Here is a 20645-nt window from a genome sequence, read left to right as displayed (position 1 = left end):
GCAGCATGGCCAAGCGCGGCCATATCCACGACTTCACCGGCCAGGAGATCCGCGAGGGGGACACCCTGGTCTACGCGGCCCGCCGGGGCAACAGCGTGCGCATGGTGGAGGCAACGGTCCTGCGGACCTACACCGAGCAGCACAAGGGGCGCATATTCCCCATGCTGAAGGTCAAGCCGACCGGCAATGAGTCCGGCTGGGTTAAGCGGTCCACGTTCCGTGTGGAGACCGTGGCGGCTGAACACGTCGCCGTGACGGTGCCGGGGGAGGTGCTGGCAGGTGTCTGACATGCTCCTCCAAGTGCTGGCGGTCGTCGCCCTGACCTTGGTCCTCTTTCAGCTCCTGGCCCTGGGACTCCTGGTCCGACTCATCCGCCGGAGGCGCCGGTGAGCAACCCGAACAAGGCCAAGGGCACCCGTTGGGAGACGGAGGTCCGGCACTATCTGAACGTGGTCCTAGGCCAGTACGTGGACCACTGGAAGGATGCGGCCTACCCTTGGCGGGACCCGCACGACCCCGACAACGTGACACGGCCGGCTCAGATCGGAGCCCGGGACGTGGGAGACCTCCACGCCCGTCCGTTCGTCCTGGAGTGCAAGGCGGAGAAGGGTATCCGGCTGGCCGACTATGTACGCCAGGCCAACCGCGAAGCTGCGCACGCCGGATACCCGTACGGGGTGGCCATCGTCAAGGCGCCTCGGCGGCCGGTCGGGGACGGATACGCGGTCATGGACCTGGAGACGTTCGCCCAGGTGCTGGCCACGTTCCGCGAGGCCGACGGGCGCGCACAGTAAGCACTGACCTCCCCAGTGCGGGCGTGTCACGGGCCCCAGTGAACGGGTTCGGACACGCCCGCTTTGCGTTGAGGAGAGAAAACCCGTGCCGAACAAGGACCTGACCCGGTTCCTGGCCCGCTTCCCGGAGGTCATCGAGGAGCGCGGGGAGTACGGGGTCCCGTGCCCTGTGCACGACGACCACCGGCCCAGCCTGTTCTTCCGTCTCAAGGAAGACGGGCGCCTGTTGGTGCGGTGCTGGGCCGGGTGCGAGCGGGACGCCATCCTGGCGGCCCTGGGCATGCGGTCAGCGGACCTGTTCGACTGGTCCCCCGGCGACGGCGCGCACGCCTCCGCCAAGCCGAAGCCCGGAGACCTTGACCCCGGGTGCCTGGCCGCCCTGGCCCAGTACGTGGACACCACGAACGTGGCGTTCCTGGACCCGGAACGCCCGGAGGCCCGGGACTATGTGGTGGAACGCTTCGGCCTGGAGCCGGAGCGGGCCGTGGACCTCGGCCTGGGCGTGGACTTCCCCGGCCAGGACGACAAGTTCCCCTACCGCTCCACCGCCTACCAGAAGTACGCGCGGCTCACCGTGCCCCTGCACGACTTCAGCGGCCGTCCGCGCGGGCTCCAGGGCCGGGACCTGACGGGGCACTGCCCGGCGCGGTGGCTGTCGATCACCTCCCCGGAGGGCGCGGCATGGGCCAAGTTCGGGGTGTTCACCGCTCACAGCGGGTTTGACACGGTCCTGGTCACCGAGGGCCCCGGCGACGCGTTGACGGCCGTGGGGGTCGGGTACGACGCCGTGGCGGTGCGTGGGGCCGGCCTGGCCCGCAATGACGCCCTGGTGGAGGAGCTGGCCAGGGGGCTGGCGGACCGGGACGTGGTGCTGGCCGGGGACCGCGACACCGCCGGAGCCCAGTTTACCAACGCCCTTGCGGACGCCCTGGTTCGCGCCGGGGTGATGGTCCGGCGTCTGGAGATCCCGCACGCCGGGGACGACCTGACCGACTGGAGGCACCGCGACCCGGACACCTTCCCCGGGCAGCTCCACGCGGCCGTCCGCCGTGCCCCGCTCCACGTTGTGGACCAGGAGGCGACAGAACATGTTCCGTCTGGGGAGACGGCGCAGGTTCCCGACACCCTCCCCCTTACGGACCTGGGGAACGCCGTGCGGTTGTTTCACCAGCTCGGCGGACATGTGCGCATGGTGCCGGGAGCCGGGGTCTACAAGTGGCAGGGCAAGCACTGGCGGCACGTGCCAAAGGAGGCTCTGTACGCGGACGTGCGCGCCATGGTGAACGCCATGGGGGAGGAGTCCGGCCACGACCCTGAAAAGCTGTCCAAGCACGTCATGCGCTCCCAGGAAGCGAGCAAGGTCAAGGGCATGGTGGAGATGCTGGCCTCCATTCCCGGTGTGTACGCCACGGCGGACCGTTTTGATGCGGACCCCAACCTCCTCCCGTTCCGGGATGCCGTGGTGGACCTCCGGACTGGTCAGGCTCGGCCGCACGACCCGGCGGACCTGAACACCTACTTCGTGGACGTGGACTACCGCCCCGACGCGCAAGCCCCGCGCTGGGAACGGTTCTTGGAGGAGTGCCACCCTCACTCGCCGGACATGCCGGCCTTTCTGCAGCGTCTTACCGGCTACGGCATCACCGGGTACGGCGTGGAACGGATCTTCGTAATGCACGTGGGGCCGACAACCAACGGAAAGACGACGTTCACCAGCACCCTGGAAGAGGTGTTCCGGGAAGCCACCAAGCGGGCGGACGCGTCGCTGTTCCAGCGCCGGAAGGAGAACGGCGGGCCGCGCGCCGACGTGGTGGGACTGCGGGGCCGGCGCCTGGTGATCTCCTCCGAGTGGCCCGCCAACATGCCATTGGATCAGGCGCTCATGAAAGCAGTCACCGGAGACCAGACGATCACGGCCCGGGGCGTATACGCGAGGGACGAGATCACGTTCCGGCCAGTGTGCCTGGTCCAGGTGGACACCAACTACGTCCCCGACGTGGACGCCACGGACGCCGCCCTATGGCAACGCGTGCGCGTCGTGCCGTGGAACGAGGATTTCCGGGGCCGCGAGGACAAGCACCTGGCCGCCACGCTCCGCCAGGAGCGGGAGGGCATCGCGGCATGGGCGGTGCGCGGGGCCGTGGCCTGGTACCGGGAGTACACGGCGGGCCGGGGCCTGGAGTTTCCGGAGTCGGTGGAGCGGCGAACCGCGCACTACCGAGACACCAGTCATCCCCTGTCCGGGTTCATCGGGGAGGAGTACGTGGTCCAGGAGGGCGCCCAGGTCCCGCGGTCGGACACCTGGGAGCGCTACAAGACGTGGACGGAGGAGTGCGGCATCCGCCACCCGATGACCCGAAACCGCTTCTACGACGCGTTGCGGACCTTCCCCGGCGTGCGGGAGGCCAAGGTGAACGGCGTCCGGGGGCTGGCGAACCTTGCGGACTGCCGTGCGGTGTCACGGACCCCAGTGCATGGGGGTACCTCAGACATCTTCGGCCAGCCCAGAACCGCCGCGTAAGCGTGCGACATGGGGTCGTCCCGACACGGGGCGGCCCCTTTCGCGTGTCACGGAGCGTTGGGCCGGCGACCGACGCACAGTGACGGAGCACCACCGGAGTGAAGACCTACCGCCACCCCCTGGCCGGGGCCGCAACGACCATCCACGCCCTGGAGACGGAAGAGGACACCCGGCAGGCCCGGGAGTGGCTGACCGCTCACCAACCGCGCTCCCTCGCGCTGGACACCGAGACCACCGGCCTGGACACCTACAGCCCCCGCCACCGCCTCAGAACGGTCCAGTACGGTACCGTGGATTTCGCGTTCGTCGTCCCTGTGGAGCGGGGCCCGGCCTTCATGGAGTTGGCTCGGACGGTGGTCGCCCGGTGCCCGGAGCTGGTCATCCACAACGCCGCGTATGACCTCCTGGTCCTGGACCGCCACGGTGTGGCGCCCTTGGAAGCCGTCGCCCCGCGCGTGCGGGACACCAAGATCCTTGCGCATCTTGCGGACTCCCGGCAGGACTACGAAGGAGGCGTGGGTATCTCCCTCAAGCCGTTGTCTGCGTGGTACGTGGACCCGGCGGCCCCTGACACTCAGGAAAGCCTGACCCAGACGTTCCGGGCCTACGGGCTGACCAAGGAAACAGGCTGGGCCGGCGTGCCGTACAAGGACGAGACGTACCAGCGGTACGCGGGCCTGGACGTGCTCCTGGCCGCGCGCCTCCGGCCACACCTGGAACAGGAGCTGGTCCGCCACGGCATACCGCCCGTGCTGGTGGAGTTCGAACACCGGCTTATGGCCGTCTGCGCAGGACTGGAGCGGCGGGGAATGCTCCTGGACGTGCCCTACACAGAGGGCTTGGTGGACCGCCTTCTGGAAACCGCGAATCGGTACGCGGCCAAGGCCGCCCGGTACGGAGTCGAGAACGTCAACAGTGACCGACAGGTGGCCGCCGCACTCCAGGGAATGGGGGAGCAGTGGGACGACCGCACGGATTCCGGAGGGCTCAGTGTCGCCAAGGAAGTCCTGTTGCCCCTGGCGGACCTGAACGACAAGTGGGAGCGGCTGAACGTTCGCACCCCCAATCCGTTGGCGGACGCCGTGCTCCACGCCAAGCGCGCGGGCCGGTGGCGCAAGTCGTACGCCCTGGCCATGCTGGAGCGCCGGGACGCCGGGGACCGCGTACACCCGAAGATCAACACACTGGGCGCCAAGACGGGCCGCGCGTCGGTGTCGGACCCGCCGTTCCAGCAGCTGCCTTCCAAAGGCTGGGAGATCCGCCGCTCCGTGATTGCGGAGCCGGGAAACGTGTACTTCAGCGTGGACCAATCGTCGGTGGAGCTGGTCGTCCTGGCCGCCCTCTCACAAGAACCGCGCATGTGTGACGCGATCCGAGGCGGCAGGAACTTGCACGATCACACGGCCACGTTGATGTTCGGGGCCGAGTTCACGAAGCACCAGCGCGGCCTTGCCAAAGTCGCGGGCCTGGGGACCTCCTACCAGGGTGGGGCCAAGACCCTCGCGAAGCAGACCGGGCTATCGGTGGAGGTTATGCGGGACACCCTGGCCCGCTACGCCAAGGCGTACCCGGGAATCAAGCGATGGGCCCGCGGCCTCCAGCGCCACGCCTTGGCGAACAACTGCGAGATCCGCACGCCCTCCGGTCGGCGCCTGGTCCTCGACCGGGACAAGCTCTATAAGGGCGTGGCTTACATGTGCCAGTCAACGGCGCGGGACACGATGGGTCAGGCGCTCATCGACCTTCAGGACAAGGGCCTGACCCAGTATCTAAACCTGTGGGTGCATGACGAAGCGCTGGGCACGGCCTTGGAAACGGAGGCGGCCGACATTGCCCGGGAGGTAGCGGAGGCAGTCCGCATGGACCTGTTCGGTGTTCCTATCGGCACGGATGCGGAGGTTTACGGTCGTACGTGGGCTGGCGGCTACGGCCTTCCGCCAGAGTGGGCCCCAGCCGCCTGAGGGCTGTCCCGTAAGTGATCTCGACAGTGAGCCGGCCATCTCGGGCTTGATGCGCCGCGCTGCTCCTGCGAGCCGGTCAGTGACAGCCCCTTGACATCAAGTTATCTTGAGGTTCTACGGTGATCGCGTTTTGATGATCGCTTACGGGAGGTGCGTGAACGTGACGCTCAAGGAGTACTCGCAGGAAGAGCTGGCGGCCCAGCCCATCGGCGCGTGGAGCGGTGAGGCGCACCGACAGGTGGTCGGCGCTCTGCGTGCGCAGTTGGCGGTGGAGAATCTCACGCAGCCTCATTGGTGGACGCTCAACCATGTTGCCGGTGAGCCGGGCAGGTGGACCCGCGCCACGTTGATCGAGCGGCTGGCCAGGTACGAGGACCTCGGGATCGACTTCAACGGCGTCTTCGACGACCTCGTCGCCCGCGGATGGCTGACAGAAGAGGACGGGGCCATGACCTTGACCGAGGCCGGCGAGGCCGGCCGCCTCCGGGCCAGGGATCGCAACCTGCGTGTGCATCACCAGACGCACGAAGGCATCCCCACAGCCGACTTCGTCACCACGATCAACGTCCTGCGCCGCATGGTCGCCAACCTCGGCGGCAACGGCGACCTGCCCGACTGAGCAGAGGCCCAGGATCACCATGCCGGGGTGAGACCATCCCGGCACGGCTGGTGGATCACGACATCGGAGCCGTTCTGGACAGCCCCGTTCACCGGGCTGAGCCACCTGGAAGGCGACGGCGTCCACCACACGGTGCACGGCATCGCACGCCTCCACAACCTCACCCTCGCCGGGTAGGTGCACTCGACCGCCCCCGGCCGAACCTGCCCGCGCCGAGCCAGAGATCAATTGCGGGACAGCCCTTAAGTACGGTCACAGGAGTAAATTGCCTTGTCTATAAGCGCATTGCTTATGCGCTTATCCGGCTGGGAGGGATTCCGGAGCCTTGTTTGCCTGCGAGACCGGACTTGCCCGCATACGGCGATTGCATCGCGACCGTGCAGAGCGAAACGCCATCCGGCATGCGTCGGCCAGCGGCCTTCCCGTGACAATCCTGTACGCCATGCGTGCGTGAAGTTTCATATGCGCAGCGCCAGTTGAGGCTGTTGGTGCCCGCGAGTAGTGATTTCGAGGCTGTGTTTGCCTGAATCGGAGACGGTTTACTGACAGAGGGGCCCCGCCTGTGCGGGGCCTCTCGCTTTTTCGGCCTAGGTGCAGGTATGGCGAGTGATCTACATCTCTTAATGCCTCTTGCGTCACTCGCGCTCATTGATCACGAACTGTCTGGATCCTCCTAGGCGGGGCTGTGACCTGCGGAAATGTTCAATGTCTAGATCATTTCGAGCGCCTTGTTCGATATGCGCCAAAAAACCTACACGTTGGTGATCTCAACGACTCGTTATCTACCTTCGTTGGCAGTTCGAACGCACCGCGTAACTCGACGAAGACGAAATGGAGACGTGTAGTGACTCATGATGGCCGGGCGGAACGGACCCCCCAGCAGGAGCGCTCCATCCGCACCCGTAGCCGCATTCTCGAATGCGCAGCGACCCTTTTCGATAGGCACGGCTATCCCATGACCACGGTGGGCGACATCGCAAAAGAGGCTGAGGTCACGCGCGGTGCCCTGTACTACCACTTCCGCGATAAGCAGGCCGTCGCCGCTGCCATCTTCGAGGAGCAGTTCGAGGGAATGTCTGTTCCTCCGCAACATCTGCGGGTGCAGGAACTTGTAGACGCAACCTACCTGCTCGTATATGGGCTGCGAATCAACCCGATCCAGCGGGGTGCCGCACGCCTGACGATGGAACAGGGTACCGATCGCGTCGACCGGACACGGGTCATGCAAATGTGGATCGATTTCGTGGTATCGATCCTGTCAGAGGCCCAAAAGCAGGGGGAAGTTCGGCCCGAGGTGGACGTTAACAGGGCTTCCAGGTATTTCGTGGCAGCTTTTGCAGGAGTGCAAAACATGTCACAGGCGTTCACCAAGCGGCATGACCTCGACGAGTACCTGACGGACATGTGGCAGTACACCCTGCCTGCCATCGTCAGCGATGGCGTAATGGCCAAACTCATGCTTGACCCAGAGCGAGGTGCGCAACTCGCGCGCCACGGAATGGCACTGGCAAGCTAAGCAGAAGGGAAGGGGGCTGAAACGTGATCGCACTGTGCGCGCTCGTTGCCGTATGGGAAGCGCTGTCGAAACTGGTACTGCTCTTCACAGTAGCGGCTTTGATTATCCTGGCGATCGCCACGTCGCTCGCGTGCCTCGCCCTCGGTTCAGAGCCCAGAGACAGGCGCGAGTAGATAACTGACCCCGCTTCAGTTCCCCGGATCCTACGGCCTGTATGCCGGCTACATCACCGGTGCCGTTCTGCCGGTAGACGGCGGAGTCGGCATGGGTCACTGACACCCGCGATTCCGTCCGGTACCGCACGTCACTGCGGCCGGTAAAGGGAACCGGCGCCCAGGGGTTGCAGCCCCCGGGGCGCCGGTCCCGTAACTCCCTTGCAGGGGAGCTACTTTCAGCTTTCGAGGACCCGCCCAACCTTTGGCGAGAGCGAGCGGGACTCGGCTTACTACGGACAGGATTGTGGCACTCAACGCGACACACCACGAAATCCGACGCCGCCCCGGCCTGGGCACAGGCGAGCTGCGCGGCATCCTCCGGCGCATGTCCGGGGTGCGCAGCGGGGCCCGGCCCCCTGCCGTGGCGGCCCTCCATCTGTGGCAGCTCCGCGACGCCGTGTGCGTGAACTTCTACCGCCTCGCCTCCGTCGCCTGCCCGCCCGACGGGGGACGCCTGCGCTACCTGCCGCGTGCCACCCGGCGGCGCCTGTACGCCCTCGTGGCCCGCGTGCCGCGCGACCGCGCGTGCGCCCTGACGCGCCTTGCCCGCCTGTCCAAGGCCGTCGGCACTTCTAATCCGTCCCAGCCCTGAGCCGGACGGGCTTCCCACTCTCCTAGCCCCCGTACCGGCCTTCAGCGCCGCGACGGGGGCATTTCTGTATCCGCTCGCTCTGAGCTGACCCCCACCCCCTGACCACGCGCCCCACGGCGGGCCGCGTGGCGATACCCCCTGCCCGCGCACCGCCAGGGCACAGCCCTGCCCACCATTCGAACACACGTGCGACAGACCCGGGCATCCCTCTGTCCATTTATTCGAACAGATGTGCGCATTCCGCCTGTCACGGGCCCCAGTGCATGACCACAAAGCCGGTCATTCCGGGTCCTCTTCCAAGGAGCACCACCCCATGCACCACCCCGCCCTGATTCGTGCTGCCCAGACCGGCGACACGGAGGCCGCCGCCCAGGCACTGGAGAGCTTGGAGGGGATGGTCTACCGCCTGGCGGAGAAGCGCATGGCGCACACGCCGAGCCTCTCGGCCGGGTACGGGGACAAGCTGGACGACTTCCGCCAGGACGGCCGGGTGGCAGCCCTGGAGGCCCTGCACCGATACGACCCCGACGGCGGGGCGAAGTTCAGCACCTACGCCTACACCCGCATCAAGGGCGCCATCTGGGACGGCTCCACCGGTCGCTCCGGCCCGGCCGTCTCGGCGGACGCCGTGATGACCTTCAAGAAGTGCATGGGCATCGTCGGCGGCGACATGGAGGCGGCGGAGTACCTGGTCACCGTCCTGCCCTCCCGTCACCACCGCCTGAGCGCAGGCGCCGCGCACATGGTCCGCCTGGCCCTGGAAGGCACGGAGTCCCTGGACGCCCCCGACCCCACCAGCCGCGAGGGCGGCCCCGTCGGGGAGTCGATGGTGGACCCCAACGGCTACGGCGTGCCGGACGACCTGGTGGAGCCCTCCGACCTGGTCCGCCAGGACCGCGCACGGAAGCACGCCCTGGCGCACTCCCTCTTGGCGACCCTGCACGGCAACGCGGACCGCATCGTCCGCATGACGTTCGGGTTCGACCCGGAACCCCATCTGTTCAACGGCTACGACGCCGACGGCCTTCCGATACCCGACCACGGCGCCATAGCGGAAGCGCTGGGCATCACCGTGGCCACCTCCCGCCAGACGCTGAAGCGGGCCCTAGACCGGCTCCGCACGGCCGTCCAGACGCTGGTCCTGGAGTGCGCAGAGCGGGACATGGACCTGGCCGCGTGAGGCAACGCCGAAGGCGTCCCTTCCCTGTCCGCCAGGCGTCCCGCCGACCACGCCCCGCGCCGTACGACCGCGTGGAGATCCTGGCCCGCTGGGCTGGCTGCGCCTACTGCGACGGCCCGGCGGAGGAACTGGACCACGTGCTCCCCATCGCGCGGGGCGGGCGGGACGTGGCGGCCAACGTCGTGGCCGCCTGCCGGGACTGCAACGCAAGCAAGTACACCCACACCCTGGCCTGTTGGGCCATCACCGGAGGACACGCCCCGTGCGTATGCGATTCATGACCCTGGAGGACGCCACGCTGGCCGGGGCCTCCATGACCGACCTCGGCCAGGACCTGGAGCTGGAGACCGACCCGGACGCCCCGGCCCCCTGGCACCTGGACGACACCGACGAATGATCACGCCCGGTAGACGGCCGGCGGAACAGCTAGTAACGATCCCTGGAGGCACCACAGATGGCTGAAGAGTTCGAGTGCGACTACGACGGCGGGACGTGCGCCACGGTGCAGGCGGACCCGGACGGATACGTGGAGGTGGAAGTCCAGCGCCTGGACGACGGGCCCGAACCGCCGGCGTACGTGTACCTGGCCCCGGAGGCCGCCCGCCGGTTCGCCCGTACGGTCACACTGGCGTCTATCACGGCGGAGGGGGAACAGGCCCCGCAGGTGCCGACCACTACCGCCTCGGAGCCTGCCCCCGCGCTATGCCCCGAGGACAACGGGGCTTGCTCCGCGGATTGTGCGGAGCGGCCCGGGTGCCACCGGGCGGCCGTGGCGGATCTGTTCCGCCCCGTCGAACCGCCCGCCGGGTTCGGCCAGCCGGACAAGGAGGTGTTGTTCCTGAGGGCCCGGAAGCTGGCTGGCCCAGCCGCAAACCTGGACGACGTGCTGAAGGTGGCTTGCTACTTGGCAGCCTGACAGAACGGCCCCCTTCGCTTAGCGATGGTGAAGGGGGCCGTTCTCGTGCTCATAGCGGACAAGGCGGAAGGACCCACTGGTCAGCTGGAGAAAGAGCCAGCCTTGATGTCCGCAATGAAGGCAGAGAAAGAGGTAGAGGGGAAGGAGAGGACGGGCCCCTTCGGGGCCTTACTGTCCCGAACGGGGACGACGCCGCACGAGGCGACGAGGTTTGCGGCGACCTCGATGCACTGGCCGCCGTTGGCGCTGTAGGAGGACTTGAACCAGCGGGGGGATTCGGTCGTCACGGGGTGCCCTTTCGCAACTCGTTGATCATGGCCACAGACTGCGCCTGGGAAGGCGCTTGGGCCTGTAGCTGATGGTAGGCCGTCACCATGGGCAGTACGAATCTGTTGTCCCGTTCGAGATGCCCACGCTGGGCGGACTCGGCGTACGACATGAGCGAGCGGTCCGGCATCGTCAGCACGGTTATCGGCAGGTTGAACGGTCGGCGAGCCCCCATGCTGAACGGGGCGACTTGGAGCATGGTGTTCGGCTGCTCGGCGAACTGAGCCAACCGCGCTAACTGCGCGTCCATGACAGCAGGCTCGCCGATGGGCCGGCGGATACAGCTTTCGTCCAGTACGGCGATGACCAGCGGCGGGGGCGTGCGGACGAGCGCGGCTTGCCGCTCCGCAACAAGCGTCACCCGCTCGTGAGCTTGCTCGGGGGTGATCGCTCCCCGTTGAACCTCGCTGTCCGCCATGACCGTTGCGTACTCCGGTGTCTGGAGAAGCCCAGGAATGACGCCCACTTCGTATAGCCGGATCTCTGCTGCGCGCCCCTCATGGCCCACGAACTGTGGGAAGCCTTCCAACAGGCTGCCGTGTTTGATCTCGCGCCACTGACGCTCGAACGTGTCCGCTGTCTCCGCGATGCCGAAGGCGCGGTCTGCGCTACGCGAGAAACGCAGGGTTGGCGGTTTCCGAGCAGTTTCAACAGCCGAAATATGCTGACTGGAATATTCCATGATCCCGGCTAGATCTTCCTGACCCCAACCGCGATCCTCCCGCAACCTGCGCAGACGGGCCCCGTAGCCCGCTTCCGGGCTGCTTTCAGGGTCCAACTCCCTGCGGTTGACCATGGCTTCCCCAACCCATCCTTCGGTTCTGATTACTTGAAGGGTTCCCGACTGTAGGTCACGCTGAGTCGCCCCGGTAGTGGAAGCACTACGGAGAGGAGCGCGTGATCATGTCTGCCCCCATGCTGAGGACGCCGCATCGGGCCGTGAGGGATGTACGCCAGCGCCTGGACGATGCGCTGGCCCTCGCGGGGCTCGATGCCGGACCCTCCGTCATCACCCAGAACATGGTCGAGGGGGTCGTCACCAACCGAATCCGCCTCGCCACGCTCTCAATCCCTTGGGCCATCAGCCTTGTTCAGGCTATCGGCGGACGGGTACCCGGGACCCTGGCGCGTGAGGTAGCCAAGGCACTGGACGCCGCACTGCACACGGCCGGAATCGACACGGATACGCCCTCGGCAGTCCTGTGGAACACCTGGACAGCTACCCGGATCATCCCTCCGTCGATGGATCACGCCCAGTCTGAGCTACTCGTAAAGACCATCAGGGAAGCAGCGATGAGCGGCACCACCGACGACCTGAGCCGGAAGAACCGCGAGAAGAACAAAGAGTCGTCTGGCGGCTCCGATTCGGGCAAGAACACCGGCCGGAAGCGGTAGCCATGCGCTGCCCTATGGAGTCGGCTCACGACATGCAGCGGCTGAGTCGATGGACCTACCGCTGCGAGACGCATGGCGTGACGCTCGTGTTCCACGCTCCCGGTCCGGCCAGTGAACACCCTTTCCGATCCCGGACCGTTGAGCGAGGTTCCGCCCTTCGCGGAGTGGGTCCAGATGGCCGGGTGTACGTCGCCAAGAGCAGCGGAGCCCGCTACCACGCCGTACCGAGCTGCTACACCCTCGGCAAGTGCCCCGCACCGGTCATAACTGTCACATCCCGCAGCAAAGCGGAGCGCGACGGCCGGAAACCGTGCGGCCACTGCGTCAAGGAGGAGGCCCGCAGATGACAGGGCAACAGCGACGCCGCAAGATCAACGTGGACGGCACGTTCGTCGGCGGAATTCTCCTTCTGTGCGTTTGGGGCACGGTCACGCTCTTCGTCGCTCTCATCGCTGCGGGCAAGCTCTCATGAACTCCCGCTCTCTGGTGCCGATGATGCACGACCACCGGGGAGCGGTGCGTTACCCCCCGGCTTGGTCATGGCCGGGCGCGCTCCTCGCGGAGGGCCCCAAGACCCCCGGCCCCGTCTCCTCTGACAGTGCGAGGGAGACGCAGAGGGGAGCGCGAAGCGGTCGCCCCGGAGTTTTGAGCAGGGGCCCGGGGCGACCGCCACAGACCCCCGCCCCCTGCCGGACGCCCTTTCCGGTTCCCCCGGCCGAAAGATCTCGGCAGGGGGCAGGCCCTACCGACGAACAAGGAGAACTGCGATGCAAGGACGCGCACACAAAGACCTGATGGCAGCCCGAGAATCCGTGCTTGTCCATAAAGACGACGTGATCCGGCTGTACCGCGACGGCGTGTCCATGGCCAAGATTCACCGTGACTGGGGGCACCCAGGTGAGCGATGGCTCGCCCAGCAGTTCGACCTGTGGGGCGAACCCCGAGGGAAAGCCGCTCGCAGTGGCCGCGCCGCATAGACCTCCGTCCCAGCAGGGGGCGGGTTCCACCAATCAAGAAGGGGCGTACGCGTGGCAGAACATGAGATAACCGGCTGCCCCAAGTGTGATGCCGACGCACACCGAAAGGCCGGGGAGGAACGCGAAAAGCAGCAGCGCGAAGCCAACGTCCGCCCGATCAACCTGGTCGTAGCAGCGACTGCTGCTGGCCTGGTCCTGTTCGTCCTCTGGGCCGGCCTGATGGCGGTGTTGTCGCGCATCGGCTGAGCCCGGACCCTAGACCCCCGTCCCAGGATGGGACGGGTCAGCAAGTGCAGTGCACCACTCCAACAAGGAGGAGGAACACGGCATGACCGCAACACTGAACGATTTACGGACCGGCCGATCGTTGGCCAGTCCCGAACTGTTCGACAGTATCGTGCGGTTCGTCGTCACCCACTTCGGGCAGCCCCCGGAGCGCGCGGAACGGCAGACGGATCAGGCTCTGGCCTTCGTCGCGACTGCGGCAACCGCAACCGTCCCCATGGTCCCGTCCGATGACGTGGATCACGCGCTGCACGCGTTCATCCTGCACACCAAGGACTACGCGGATTTCTGCCAGGAGCACGCCGGGCGCATGATGCACCACAACCCGCGCCCCGGCGGTGGCGGGCGCACGTTCGAAGCTATCAGTGCTTCGGCGCGTGCCATGAAATCGGCAGGGTTCACGGTCCTGGACGATCTCTGGACCGTAGACGGCCGGAACGCCGGGCAGTGCGACTCGGACTGTGGACGCCCGTACGTCGTATCCAGCGGCGGCGAGGATGAAGACGACGCCGGAGAACCCAACCCGCCGACCGGCGACAGCGACGACGGACGCGACTACTACAACTGATCACCAGTAGCCTGCTCCGATCTGCGGACCGGCCTCCGCCCCGCCGGGGGCCGGCCCCTGTCGATGAGAGGACGCAACGATGCCCAGCGGACCGTTCGAACTCCCCACACACGTCAAAAGCGCCCTGGGACCACAAAGCACGCAACTCGTCGTAGACCGGCGGGGCTCCACCGTTTGGGACGTGCAAACCCCCGAGAGCCGCTACGCGGTCAAGCTCGGCTATCCGACCGAAATTCACAAGTGGACAGCCTTGGCACCCGCTCGTGAAGCCACCATTCTTCGGCAGCTCATCTCCCCTGAGCGCGTGCTCCTCGGCGAATGGGCCGAAGGCACCTGGAGCGCCCAGCCCTGGCGCCACGGAACCTCTCTCTTCGACCTATGGCAGCCGGGCCGGCATTCCACAGACCCCAAGGAACCAAGCCTGAACGATGCACTCGCGTGCGCTACTGCTCTGGCCCACCTCCACGAAAGGGGATGGACACACGGCGACGTGCAACCCAATCACTTCATCCTCAGGCCCGACGGAGCCTTTCTTATCGACCTGGGCCTGGCCCAGGGCGGCGCAGTGCCCGCGGCCTACGACTTCCAATATCGGGGCTGCCTCGTCCACTACGAAGCGCCAGAGATCTCGCAAGGCATCCTGACGACCGGCACGGCTGTGCCCACGAAAGAGGCCGACGTGTACGCGCTGGGGGCCTCATGGTTCATCTCCGCCACCGGCTGGAGACACGTGTCCTACCCGGACGACGCCGACCGGAAGGACCAGCGCCAGGCCATCGTGGACAAGCCACACCGGCCGATCAACGTACCCGGGCCGCTGGGCCCCCTCATCGAACAGATGATGAGCCCGAAGCCTGCCGATCGGCCGACCACGACAGAGGTATGCGCAGAGATCCACAACGCGCTCTAACCGGCAGACAGTGAAGCCTCCGTGCTGCGGCCCATCTCATGGGCGGGGCCTCTCTGCGCCCGTTGAAGCTCCTATAGCTCGTCAAGCCGGCTGTGAAGCCCTGATCGCCTCGTTCACGTGGCCGGCGTCGGAGCTGGGGCACCGGCGGTTTTGAGGTGTCTATAGACCTCGCGGGCGACGAATCTCTTCAGGCACCGCATGACGTCTTTGGTGGACATGCCTTCGGCGGTGCGTCTGGCGACGTAGTCCCTGGTCCGTGGGTCGTATTGCATGCGGACCAGGACGATGGTGTAGAGAGCGCTGTTGGCGTGCCGGTCTCCACCACGGTTGATGCGGTGGCGGTTGGTGCGGCCTGAGGAGGCGGGGATGGGGGCTGCCGCGCACAGGCAGCCGAAGCGCCAGTCAGACCCAGAGTCAGACCCCCGAGCGATGCCACCAACATCCTCACTGTCAGACCCCGCCCCTACCCTGCGCAGCATGAACGACGCACCCGGCGCCAAGATCAACCAACGCATGTATGAACTACGCACCGAAGGGCTCACAGTGCCCGAGATCATCGCGCGCCTGGAGGCCGAGGGCTACCGCGTACCGGGCAACGCTCTGCCGGACAATCCCCAGGAACGCCCATCCGGTGACCGGTCAACCGCATAGGATCATCACGGCCCCGTCTATCCGCTCCCCCCGTGGTGGATGGGCGGGGTTTTGCCGTTGCCCGGCGGCCGTGTCCGGAACCAAAAGACTGCCGGGCTGGTCCGTGACCGGTCACGCGGCCAGTTCCTCCAGATACCGGCGCCCTGTCCGGTCGGACACCTTCAGATGGGCGGCCAGGGTGGAGCCGTTGACCGGCTGTCCGTCCGCCTCCAACGCGGCCACGGCCTCCCGGATCTCCTCCGGCGTCCGGCCACGCGATCCGGACTTCTTCCGGACAACATCCAGCCCCGGGAGCGTGTCCGCCTGACCGGCCCCGCCAACGATCACGGACAACTCAGCCGGCCGTGACGGAACGTCCACCACGTCCGCCTCCACGTCCGCGCCGGTGTCCGCCAACTCCTGGCCCGCGTCCGCCTCCGTGTCCGCGTCCGTCGAGTCCTGGCCGGACACGTCCGTGGCCGCCTCGGCGGAATCCGCGGTGGCCACCGGCACCTCCCTGGCCACCGTGTGAGCCCTGGCCGCCATGTGCATGATGTGCGCGACCACAACCGGCGGCACAGCGGACACAGCGGCCACCAGCCAAGCGGACGACGCGGCGAACCCGGCCGATATCAGGTGCGCGGTCACCTGGGCGGCCAGAGCCAGAGCGAGCGCCCCGGCGGCCCCCAAAACGGCCGTTCCCCGGCCAGGCGCCCCCTTGGGCCGGGAGTCCACGAACATGGCCGCCACGGCCGCATACACCGACACACAGACCGGCATGAGCCACGCGACCCACGGCGACCACCCGGCCAGGACGGCCAGGGCGTATTCACCGGGAGCGGACATGATCAGCGCGGCCAGGAGAACGACCCCAGCAGCTGGACGCGCGTACCAAGGCATGGAATTGGTCGTGCTCACTTACGGCCCCCGTCGTTCCGGCGGCTCATCAGTGCCGCTAGGTCCTTCAGTCCGTCGAGAATCGCCAGGGCATCCGCCCGGCACGGTTCACAGAGGTACGTGTGGCGTCCGACGTGAACGAACGGACCGTCTTCGTCCCCACAGTCCCAGCACTGAATCCCGATAATCACGCAGTCACCCCCTGGGCAGCGCGGAGCGACCGGCGCGCGGCACGGAAGGCGGCCAGGCCCACCGTCGGGTTCTCCGGGAACGGAGCCGAGGCCACGCCGGAGCACTGGCCACAGATGCCCGTCTCCTGATGACGCGGCAACGGCGCGGCGCACTCGGCGCACTCCGGGAGCGGAGCAGCCGGAGCAGCGGCGTCACAACGGGTACGGGGTGCGGGCAGCTTCCGCGTCAGCCGGTCCCGCAGGATCGCGGCGGCGGAGTGCACGACAGGAGGGAGACCCGCCGTCAACGTGTTACGGACCTCCAACTCCGACGCCCCCCGCTCCAGCCACTCACCGGCCAGCGGGGCGAGTAGCAGCGTCTCGGCTGTGCCCAGCACCAGGCGGGAGTCTGCCGTGGCCAGGCGAGCCAGCAGGGCCGCCCCACGGCCGGCGTAGTCCGTGTTCTTGGGCGCCTCCCCCTCCCGCCCGTTGACGGCCGGAGCGCTAGCCGCTTCCTGGGCCACGGGGGAGGGTTCTTCAACCGGGTTCTTTACTCCCGTAGGGAGCGTTCCCGCGCTCCCAGCACCCGGAGCACCGGTTCCCGGAGAAGCGGGAAACGGCGAATCCTGCGGGGTGTCATAGACGAACGTCTCCGTCCAGACCCGGCCCGTCTCCGGATCACGGATCGTCCGGCGGAAGTAGTACCCCGCGTCCTCCAACTCCTGGACCGCCTTGGACACACCCCGACGGCCAACGCCCGGGTTGCGGTCCGCCATGGTACGAACGTCTTCCCGGGCACCATCAGGCAGGGAGAGCAGGTGAACGAGGATGCCGCGCGCCGTGAAGGACAGGCCCCGGTGTCGGGCGGCGGAGTTCGGGATGATCACAAAATCCCGGGCATGGGACGTACGATGAACGCGCACTGGGAGGCTTCCACTCCTGTGTCAGGCCCCGGGGTGTTAGCGCACCGCCGGGGTCAGCTTTCATCCGAGGTTCTTACTCCGATGCTCTGTACCTCCTGGAGCCGGCAAGACCATGCTCGCCGAGCGTCTCCCCGGGCTGCTGCCGCCACTGTCGTCGAAGGAATCGCTGGAGGTCACCGCCGTCCACTCCGTGGCCGGGACCCTCCCGCCGGGACAACCGCTCGTCGACCGGCCGCCCTACTGCGCCCCGCACCACTCCGCGACCATGGCGTCACTCGTCGGCGGCGGTACCGGACTGCCCCGCCCTGGGGCCGTATCGCTGGCCCACCACGGCGTGCTGTTCGTGGACGAGGCCGCGGAGTGCAGCGCAAAGGTCCTGGACGCACTGCGCCAGCCCCTGGAATCCGGCCATGTCGTCGTCGCCCGCGCTGCGGGCATGATGCGGATGCCTGCCCGCTTTCTGCTCGCCCTCGCGGCCAACCCGTGCCCGTGCGGGCGGCACGGCACCAGCGGCGGGGGATGCGAATGCCGCCCCTCCTCGATCCGCCGCTACCGCGCCCGGCTGTCCGGTCCCCTGATGGACCGCGTGGACCTGCGGATCGCCGTGGAACCGGTCGCCCGCTCCGAACTGATCGCCCTCGGCCGGGGCGCCGAATCCACCGCGGAAGTGGCCGAACGCGTACGGGCCGCCCGTGAACGCGCCGCAGCCCGCCTCACCGGCACCCCCTGGCACACCAACAGCGAGGTCCCCGGCCACGAACTGAGAACCCGATGGCAGGTGCAACCCGGTGCACTGGCCCAGGCCGAACGCGACCTGGAATGCGGCCTGCTGACGGCCCGGGGCCTGGACCGCGTCCTTCGTGTCGCCTGGACAGCGGCCGACCTCGCCGCCCACGACCGCCCCACAACCGAAGACGTCAACTGGGCACTGGAACTACGCACCGGCGTACGGCGCGGCACGGCGACGGCGGTGGGAGGGGGATAGGCCGGGTGGCTCGGGAGGAAGACAGGAGAACGGATGGCCGGCCCGTCCTGATGCGGGGCCGGTTGGGAGGGAGATCGCGTTGCGGGGCGGTCCTGGCCTGGAGAACGGCGGTGGTCTTCCCGGCCTGCGAGGGCGGTGAAGGACCTCACGCTGCTGTGCGGTCAGGGGTCTGCCTCGCGCGGGGTGAGTCTCTTCTGCGGCCATTCGGCGGCGCCCGAATACGCCACCACGCGCGTACCCGGCCCTTGGATTCCACCAGGCATTGTCCAGCAGGCCGACCAGGCTGAAGTTCGCGACGCCGGGCTCCAGTCCGGCCCGGACCCGACGGCGGACGGCTGCCGTGCGGTGGACAGGTCACCCACGGGTGGGAGAGCGGCTCGCCTTGCGTTGCCGGGACGGGAGGACCCTGCGCGCGGCGAAGAACTAGTTCCCCGCGTTCGGCCAAGGGGCGCCCTGCGTACGCGCTGCCGAAGGCTCGCACTGTGTGACGCGGGGGGGGGTGTGCTGCCAAGGGCTGGCGGTGCGTAACGCGGCGGGGCGGCGGTGCGTGTGCCAAGGGGCTCGCCGTGCCTATGCGGCGGAGCGGCGGTCGGGGACGCGAAGAGGTCTGGAGGCGGAGGAGGTGGGTGGGCGGGGGAGGGGGAGGGGCCCAGGAGTTGGCCGAACCGAGGCGAGGAGCCCCGTCCTGGCGCTGCACATGCCCCACACCAGCCCCACGGGCTCCGGCCCCCAACGCGCCCGACCCCCTCGGACCGGAAGACACCGGCCACAACCACACGGCCACACCACAAGCAGGGAGAAGCGATGAACAGGACAGATCCATGGGGCTTCGCCAACGGCGGGGCGGACAACGGCGCGCACAACCGAAGCAGCGCGGCCAATTCCCTGACACCCGAGCAGCGGCGTGTGACGCGTACGACGGACGACGCGTCGCACTGCGCGACACGTACGGCTGATACGAATGGACCAGCACAGCCAGCCGCCGACGAACCACAGCGTACGGCGCGCGCAGCCCTCACCCGCATCCTCGAACCAGGCGACGAAACCGCCGGCCGCTGGTTGCGCGAAACGGGCCCGGAAGCCCTGTGGCGCGCACTGTCCGGGGACGCACCCCCGCCCAAAGGCGCGTCAGCGACCAAAGTCGAGGGCCTGCGGCTGCGTGCCGCGCGAGCCGGCGACCCCCGCGCGGACCTCGCTGCCGTCGCCGCGCTCGGCGGCCGGTTCATCTGTCCCGGCGATGAGGAATGGCCGCGGCAACTGGACGATCTCGGCGACGGCCGCCCCATCGGCCTGTGGGCGCGCGGCCCGGCGAGTCTTCGGCTCTGGGCGCTGCGATCGGTCGCCGTAGTCGGCGCACGGGCCTGCACCGACTACGGCGCCCACCTCGCCGCCACCCTCGGCGCCGCCCTCGCCGACCGCGGCTGGACGGTCGCATCCGGCGCCGCCTACGGAGTCGATGGCGCCGCCCACCGTGGCGCGCTGGCCGCGGACGGCGCGACCATCGCCGTACTCGCCTCCGGCGTCGACTTCGCCTACCCGCGCGGCCACACCGAGTTGATCGGACGCATCGCCGAACAAGGCCTGTTAGTGGCCGAGTTACCACCCGGCGACCACCCCACCCGCAGCCGCTTCATCCAGCGCAACCGCGTCATCGCCGCACTGACCCGCGGCACCGTGGTCGTGGAGGCCGAACTCCGCAGCGGTTCGCTGGTCACCGCCCGCCGAGCGCTGGCTCTCGGACGCTTCACGATGGGCGTGCCGGGCCCCGTCACCAGCGGACTCTCCGCCGGGGTGCACCAACTCCTGCGCGGTGAGGCCACGGTGGTCACCAACGCCGATGAGGTCGTCGAACTCGTCGGCAGTATCGGCGACCTCGCCCCCGAACGGCGCGGACCGACCCTGAGCCGCGATCTCCTGGATCCCATCGCGGCCCGCGTCCTGGAGGCTCTGCCCGCGCGCGGTGGTACGGACACCGCCCACCTGGCGCGTGAGTCGGGCACGCCCCGCGACCTCGCGCAGGGCAAGCTCCTTGAGTTGCGATCCCTCGGATTCGTGCAAAAGTGCGGTGACCGCTGGGAGTTGGCGCGACGCACCGAGTCCACCGACGCTTCCCGGCGAGGCGGTACTTGACCTGGGGCGAACGGGTGAAAGGGTGAGGGGAATGACCGCAGAATCCAGGTTTGCCTTGCTTCGGCGTGCCGGGCCGACCCGTAGAGAGGCCGTGAAATGGTGCAGCGGACGCGCGGAAAGGCGTCTGCGTCACC

The 20645-nt window shown here is 68.0% G+C and carries 22 protein-coding genes and 3 pseudogenes; 20 read left to right on the top strand and 5 right to left on the bottom strand.

Features of this window, described 5'->3' with window-relative positions:
- The first annotated feature begins 5 nt into the window (after positions 1-5).
- From K9S39_RS14215 to K9S39_RS14165, 12 genes are all read left to right on the top strand, one after another.
- Complete coding sequence (locus K9S39_RS14215; protein WP_248863711.1) at positions 6-287, top strand: hypothetical protein; 282 nt, start codon at positions 6-8, stop codon at positions 285-287.
- Between the two features lie 99 nt (positions 288-386).
- Positions 387-794 (top strand): hypothetical protein, encoded by a 408-nt coding sequence (locus K9S39_RS14210; protein ID WP_248863710.1) that lies wholly within the window; start codon positions 387-389, stop codon positions 792-794.
- A gap of 85 nt (positions 795-879) precedes the next feature.
- A complete protein-coding gene (locus K9S39_RS14205; RefSeq protein ID WP_248863709.1) occupies positions 880-3315 on the top strand; it encodes a phage/plasmid primase, P4 family in 2436 nt (811 codons plus the stop codon).
- 98 nt (positions 3316-3413) lie between these two features.
- The gene (locus K9S39_RS14200; RefSeq protein ID WP_248863708.1) at positions 3414-5276 is read left to right on the top strand and encodes a DNA polymerase; all 1863 of its coding nucleotides are present in this window, start codon (positions 3414-3416) and stop codon (positions 5274-5276) included.
- Positions 5277-5430: 154 nt separating this feature from the next.
- Positions 5431-5895 (top strand): MarR family transcriptional regulator, encoded by a 465-nt coding sequence (locus tag K9S39_RS14195; protein WP_248863707.1) that lies wholly within the window; start codon positions 5431-5433, stop codon positions 5893-5895.
- A gap of 27 nt (positions 5896-5922) precedes the next feature.
- Positions 5923-6072: a hypothetical protein gene (locus K9S39_RS14190; protein WP_248863706.1), complete on the top strand. Its 150-nt coding sequence runs from the start codon at positions 5923-5925 to the stop codon at positions 6070-6072.
- A 667-nt stretch (positions 6073-6739) separates the two neighbouring features.
- Positions 6740-7411 (top strand): ScbR family autoregulator-binding transcription factor, encoded by a 672-nt coding sequence (locus K9S39_RS14185; RefSeq protein WP_248863705.1) that lies wholly within the window; start codon positions 6740-6742, stop codon positions 7409-7411.
- A gap of 459 nt (positions 7412-7870) precedes the next feature.
- A complete protein-coding gene (locus K9S39_RS14180) occupies positions 7871-8218 on the top strand; it encodes a hypothetical protein (protein ID WP_248863704.1) in 348 nt (115 codons plus the stop codon).
- Between the two features lie 313 nt (positions 8219-8531).
- On the top strand, positions 8532-9398 hold the full coding sequence (locus K9S39_RS14175) for a sigma-70 family RNA polymerase sigma factor (protein ID WP_248863703.1): 867 nt from the start codon (positions 8532-8534) through the stop codon (positions 9396-9398).
- Positions 9365-9679 carry an HNH endonuclease gene (locus K9S39_RS14170; RefSeq protein ID WP_319949557.1) on the top strand — a complete coding sequence of 105 codons (315 nt, stop codon included), beginning with the start codon at positions 9365-9367 and terminating at the stop codon, positions 9677-9679. Before K9S39_RS14175 ends, K9S39_RS14170 begins: the two co-directional genes overlap by 34 nt.
- Positions 9661-9795 (top strand): hypothetical protein, encoded by a 135-nt coding sequence (locus K9S39_RS42080; protein WP_283112317.1) that lies wholly within the window; start codon positions 9661-9663, stop codon positions 9793-9795. The genes K9S39_RS14170 and K9S39_RS42080 overlap by 19 nt, the downstream gene beginning before the upstream one ends.
- A gap of 57 nt (positions 9796-9852) precedes the next feature.
- Positions 9853-10314: a hypothetical protein gene (locus K9S39_RS14165; RefSeq protein ID WP_248863702.1), complete on the top strand. Its 462-nt coding sequence runs from the start codon at positions 9853-9855 to the stop codon at positions 10312-10314.
- Between the two features lie 80 nt (positions 10315-10394).
- Here the strand turns inward: K9S39_RS14165 and K9S39_RS14160 are convergent, their stop codons facing one another.
- Together K9S39_RS14160 and K9S39_RS14155 are read right to left on the bottom strand one after the other, a co-directional pair.
- Positions 10395-10601: a DUF397 domain-containing protein gene (locus K9S39_RS14160; protein WP_248863701.1), complete on the bottom strand. Its 207-nt coding sequence runs from the start codon at positions 10599-10601 to the stop codon at positions 10395-10397.
- Entirely contained in the window at positions 10598-11437 is an 840-nt protein-coding gene (locus K9S39_RS14155; RefSeq protein ID WP_248863700.1) for a helix-turn-helix domain-containing protein, read from the bottom strand. The genes K9S39_RS14160 and K9S39_RS14155 overlap by 4 nt, the downstream gene beginning before the upstream one ends.
- Before the next feature lie 101 nt (positions 11438-11538).
- On the opposite strand from K9S39_RS14155, the gene K9S39_RS14150 reads away from it, so the two are divergent.
- The 5 genes and pseudogenes from K9S39_RS14150 (at position 11539) to K9S39_RS14135 (ending at position 14776) form a co-directional block, all read left to right on the top strand.
- On the top strand, positions 11539-12036 hold the full coding sequence (locus K9S39_RS14150) for a hypothetical protein (RefSeq protein WP_248863699.1): 498 nt from the start codon (positions 11539-11541) through the stop codon (positions 12034-12036).
- Positions 12037-12379: 343 nt separating this feature from the next.
- Entirely contained in the window at positions 12380-12508 is a 129-nt protein-coding gene (locus tag K9S39_RS42075) for a hypothetical protein (RefSeq protein ID WP_283112316.1), read from the top strand.
- A 556-nt stretch (positions 12509-13064) separates the two neighbouring features.
- Entirely contained in the window at positions 13065-13259 is a 195-nt protein-coding gene (locus K9S39_RS14145) for a hypothetical protein (RefSeq protein ID WP_248863698.1), read from the top strand.
- An 82-nt stretch (positions 13260-13341) separates the two neighbouring features.
- Positions 13342-13773: pseudogene (locus tag K9S39_RS14140) on the top strand (hypothetical protein); the annotation flags it as partial.
- 274 nt (positions 13774-14047) lie between these two features.
- Positions 14048-14776 (top strand): protein kinase domain-containing protein, encoded by a 729-nt coding sequence (locus tag K9S39_RS14135; RefSeq protein ID WP_319949556.1) that lies wholly within the window; start codon positions 14048-14050, stop codon positions 14774-14776.
- Between the two features lie 113 nt (positions 14777-14889).
- Here K9S39_RS14135 and K9S39_RS14130 read toward each other — a convergent pair.
- Positions 14890-15171 (bottom strand): annotated as a pseudogene (locus tag K9S39_RS14130) (transposase); the annotation flags it as partial.
- Between the two features lie 82 nt (positions 15172-15253).
- On the opposite strand from K9S39_RS14130, the gene K9S39_RS14125 reads away from it, so the two are divergent.
- Positions 15254-15427, top strand: a complete 174-nt coding sequence (locus tag K9S39_RS14125; RefSeq protein ID WP_248863696.1) for a hypothetical protein — start codon at positions 15254-15256, stop codon at positions 15425-15427.
- 111 nt (positions 15428-15538) lie between these two features.
- Here K9S39_RS14125 and K9S39_RS14120 read toward each other — a convergent pair whose 3' ends face one another.
- Together K9S39_RS14120 and K9S39_RS14115 are read right to left on the bottom strand one after the other, a co-directional pair.
- Positions 15539-16306: a hypothetical protein gene (locus K9S39_RS14120; protein WP_248863695.1), complete on the bottom strand. Its 768-nt coding sequence runs from the start codon at positions 16304-16306 to the stop codon at positions 15539-15541.
- A 184-nt stretch (positions 16307-16490) separates the two neighbouring features.
- Positions 16491-17249, bottom strand: coding sequence for a hypothetical protein (locus K9S39_RS14115; protein WP_248863694.1), 759 nt, complete (start codon positions 17247-17249; stop codon positions 16491-16493).
- Between the two features lie 238 nt (positions 17250-17487).
- Here K9S39_RS14115 and K9S39_RS14110 point away from each other — a divergent pair.
- Together K9S39_RS14110 and dprA are read left to right on the top strand one after the other, a co-directional pair.
- Positions 17488-18381 (top strand): annotated as a pseudogene (locus K9S39_RS14110) (ATP-binding protein); the annotation flags it as partial.
- Between the two features lie 804 nt (positions 18382-19185).
- On the top strand, positions 19186-20511 hold the full coding sequence (gene dprA, locus K9S39_RS14105) for a DNA-processing protein DprA (protein WP_248863693.1): 1326 nt from the start codon (positions 19186-19188) through the stop codon (positions 20509-20511).
- Positions 20512-20645 lie beyond the last annotated feature (134 nt).

Source organism: Streptomyces halobius (assembly GCF_023277745.1).
GTDB lineage: Bacteria > Actinomycetota > Actinomycetes > Streptomycetales > Streptomycetaceae > Streptomyces > Streptomyces halobius.
The sequence above is the reverse complement of the archived record's forward strand: the minus strand, read 5'-3'. Positions and strand labels throughout refer to the sequence as shown.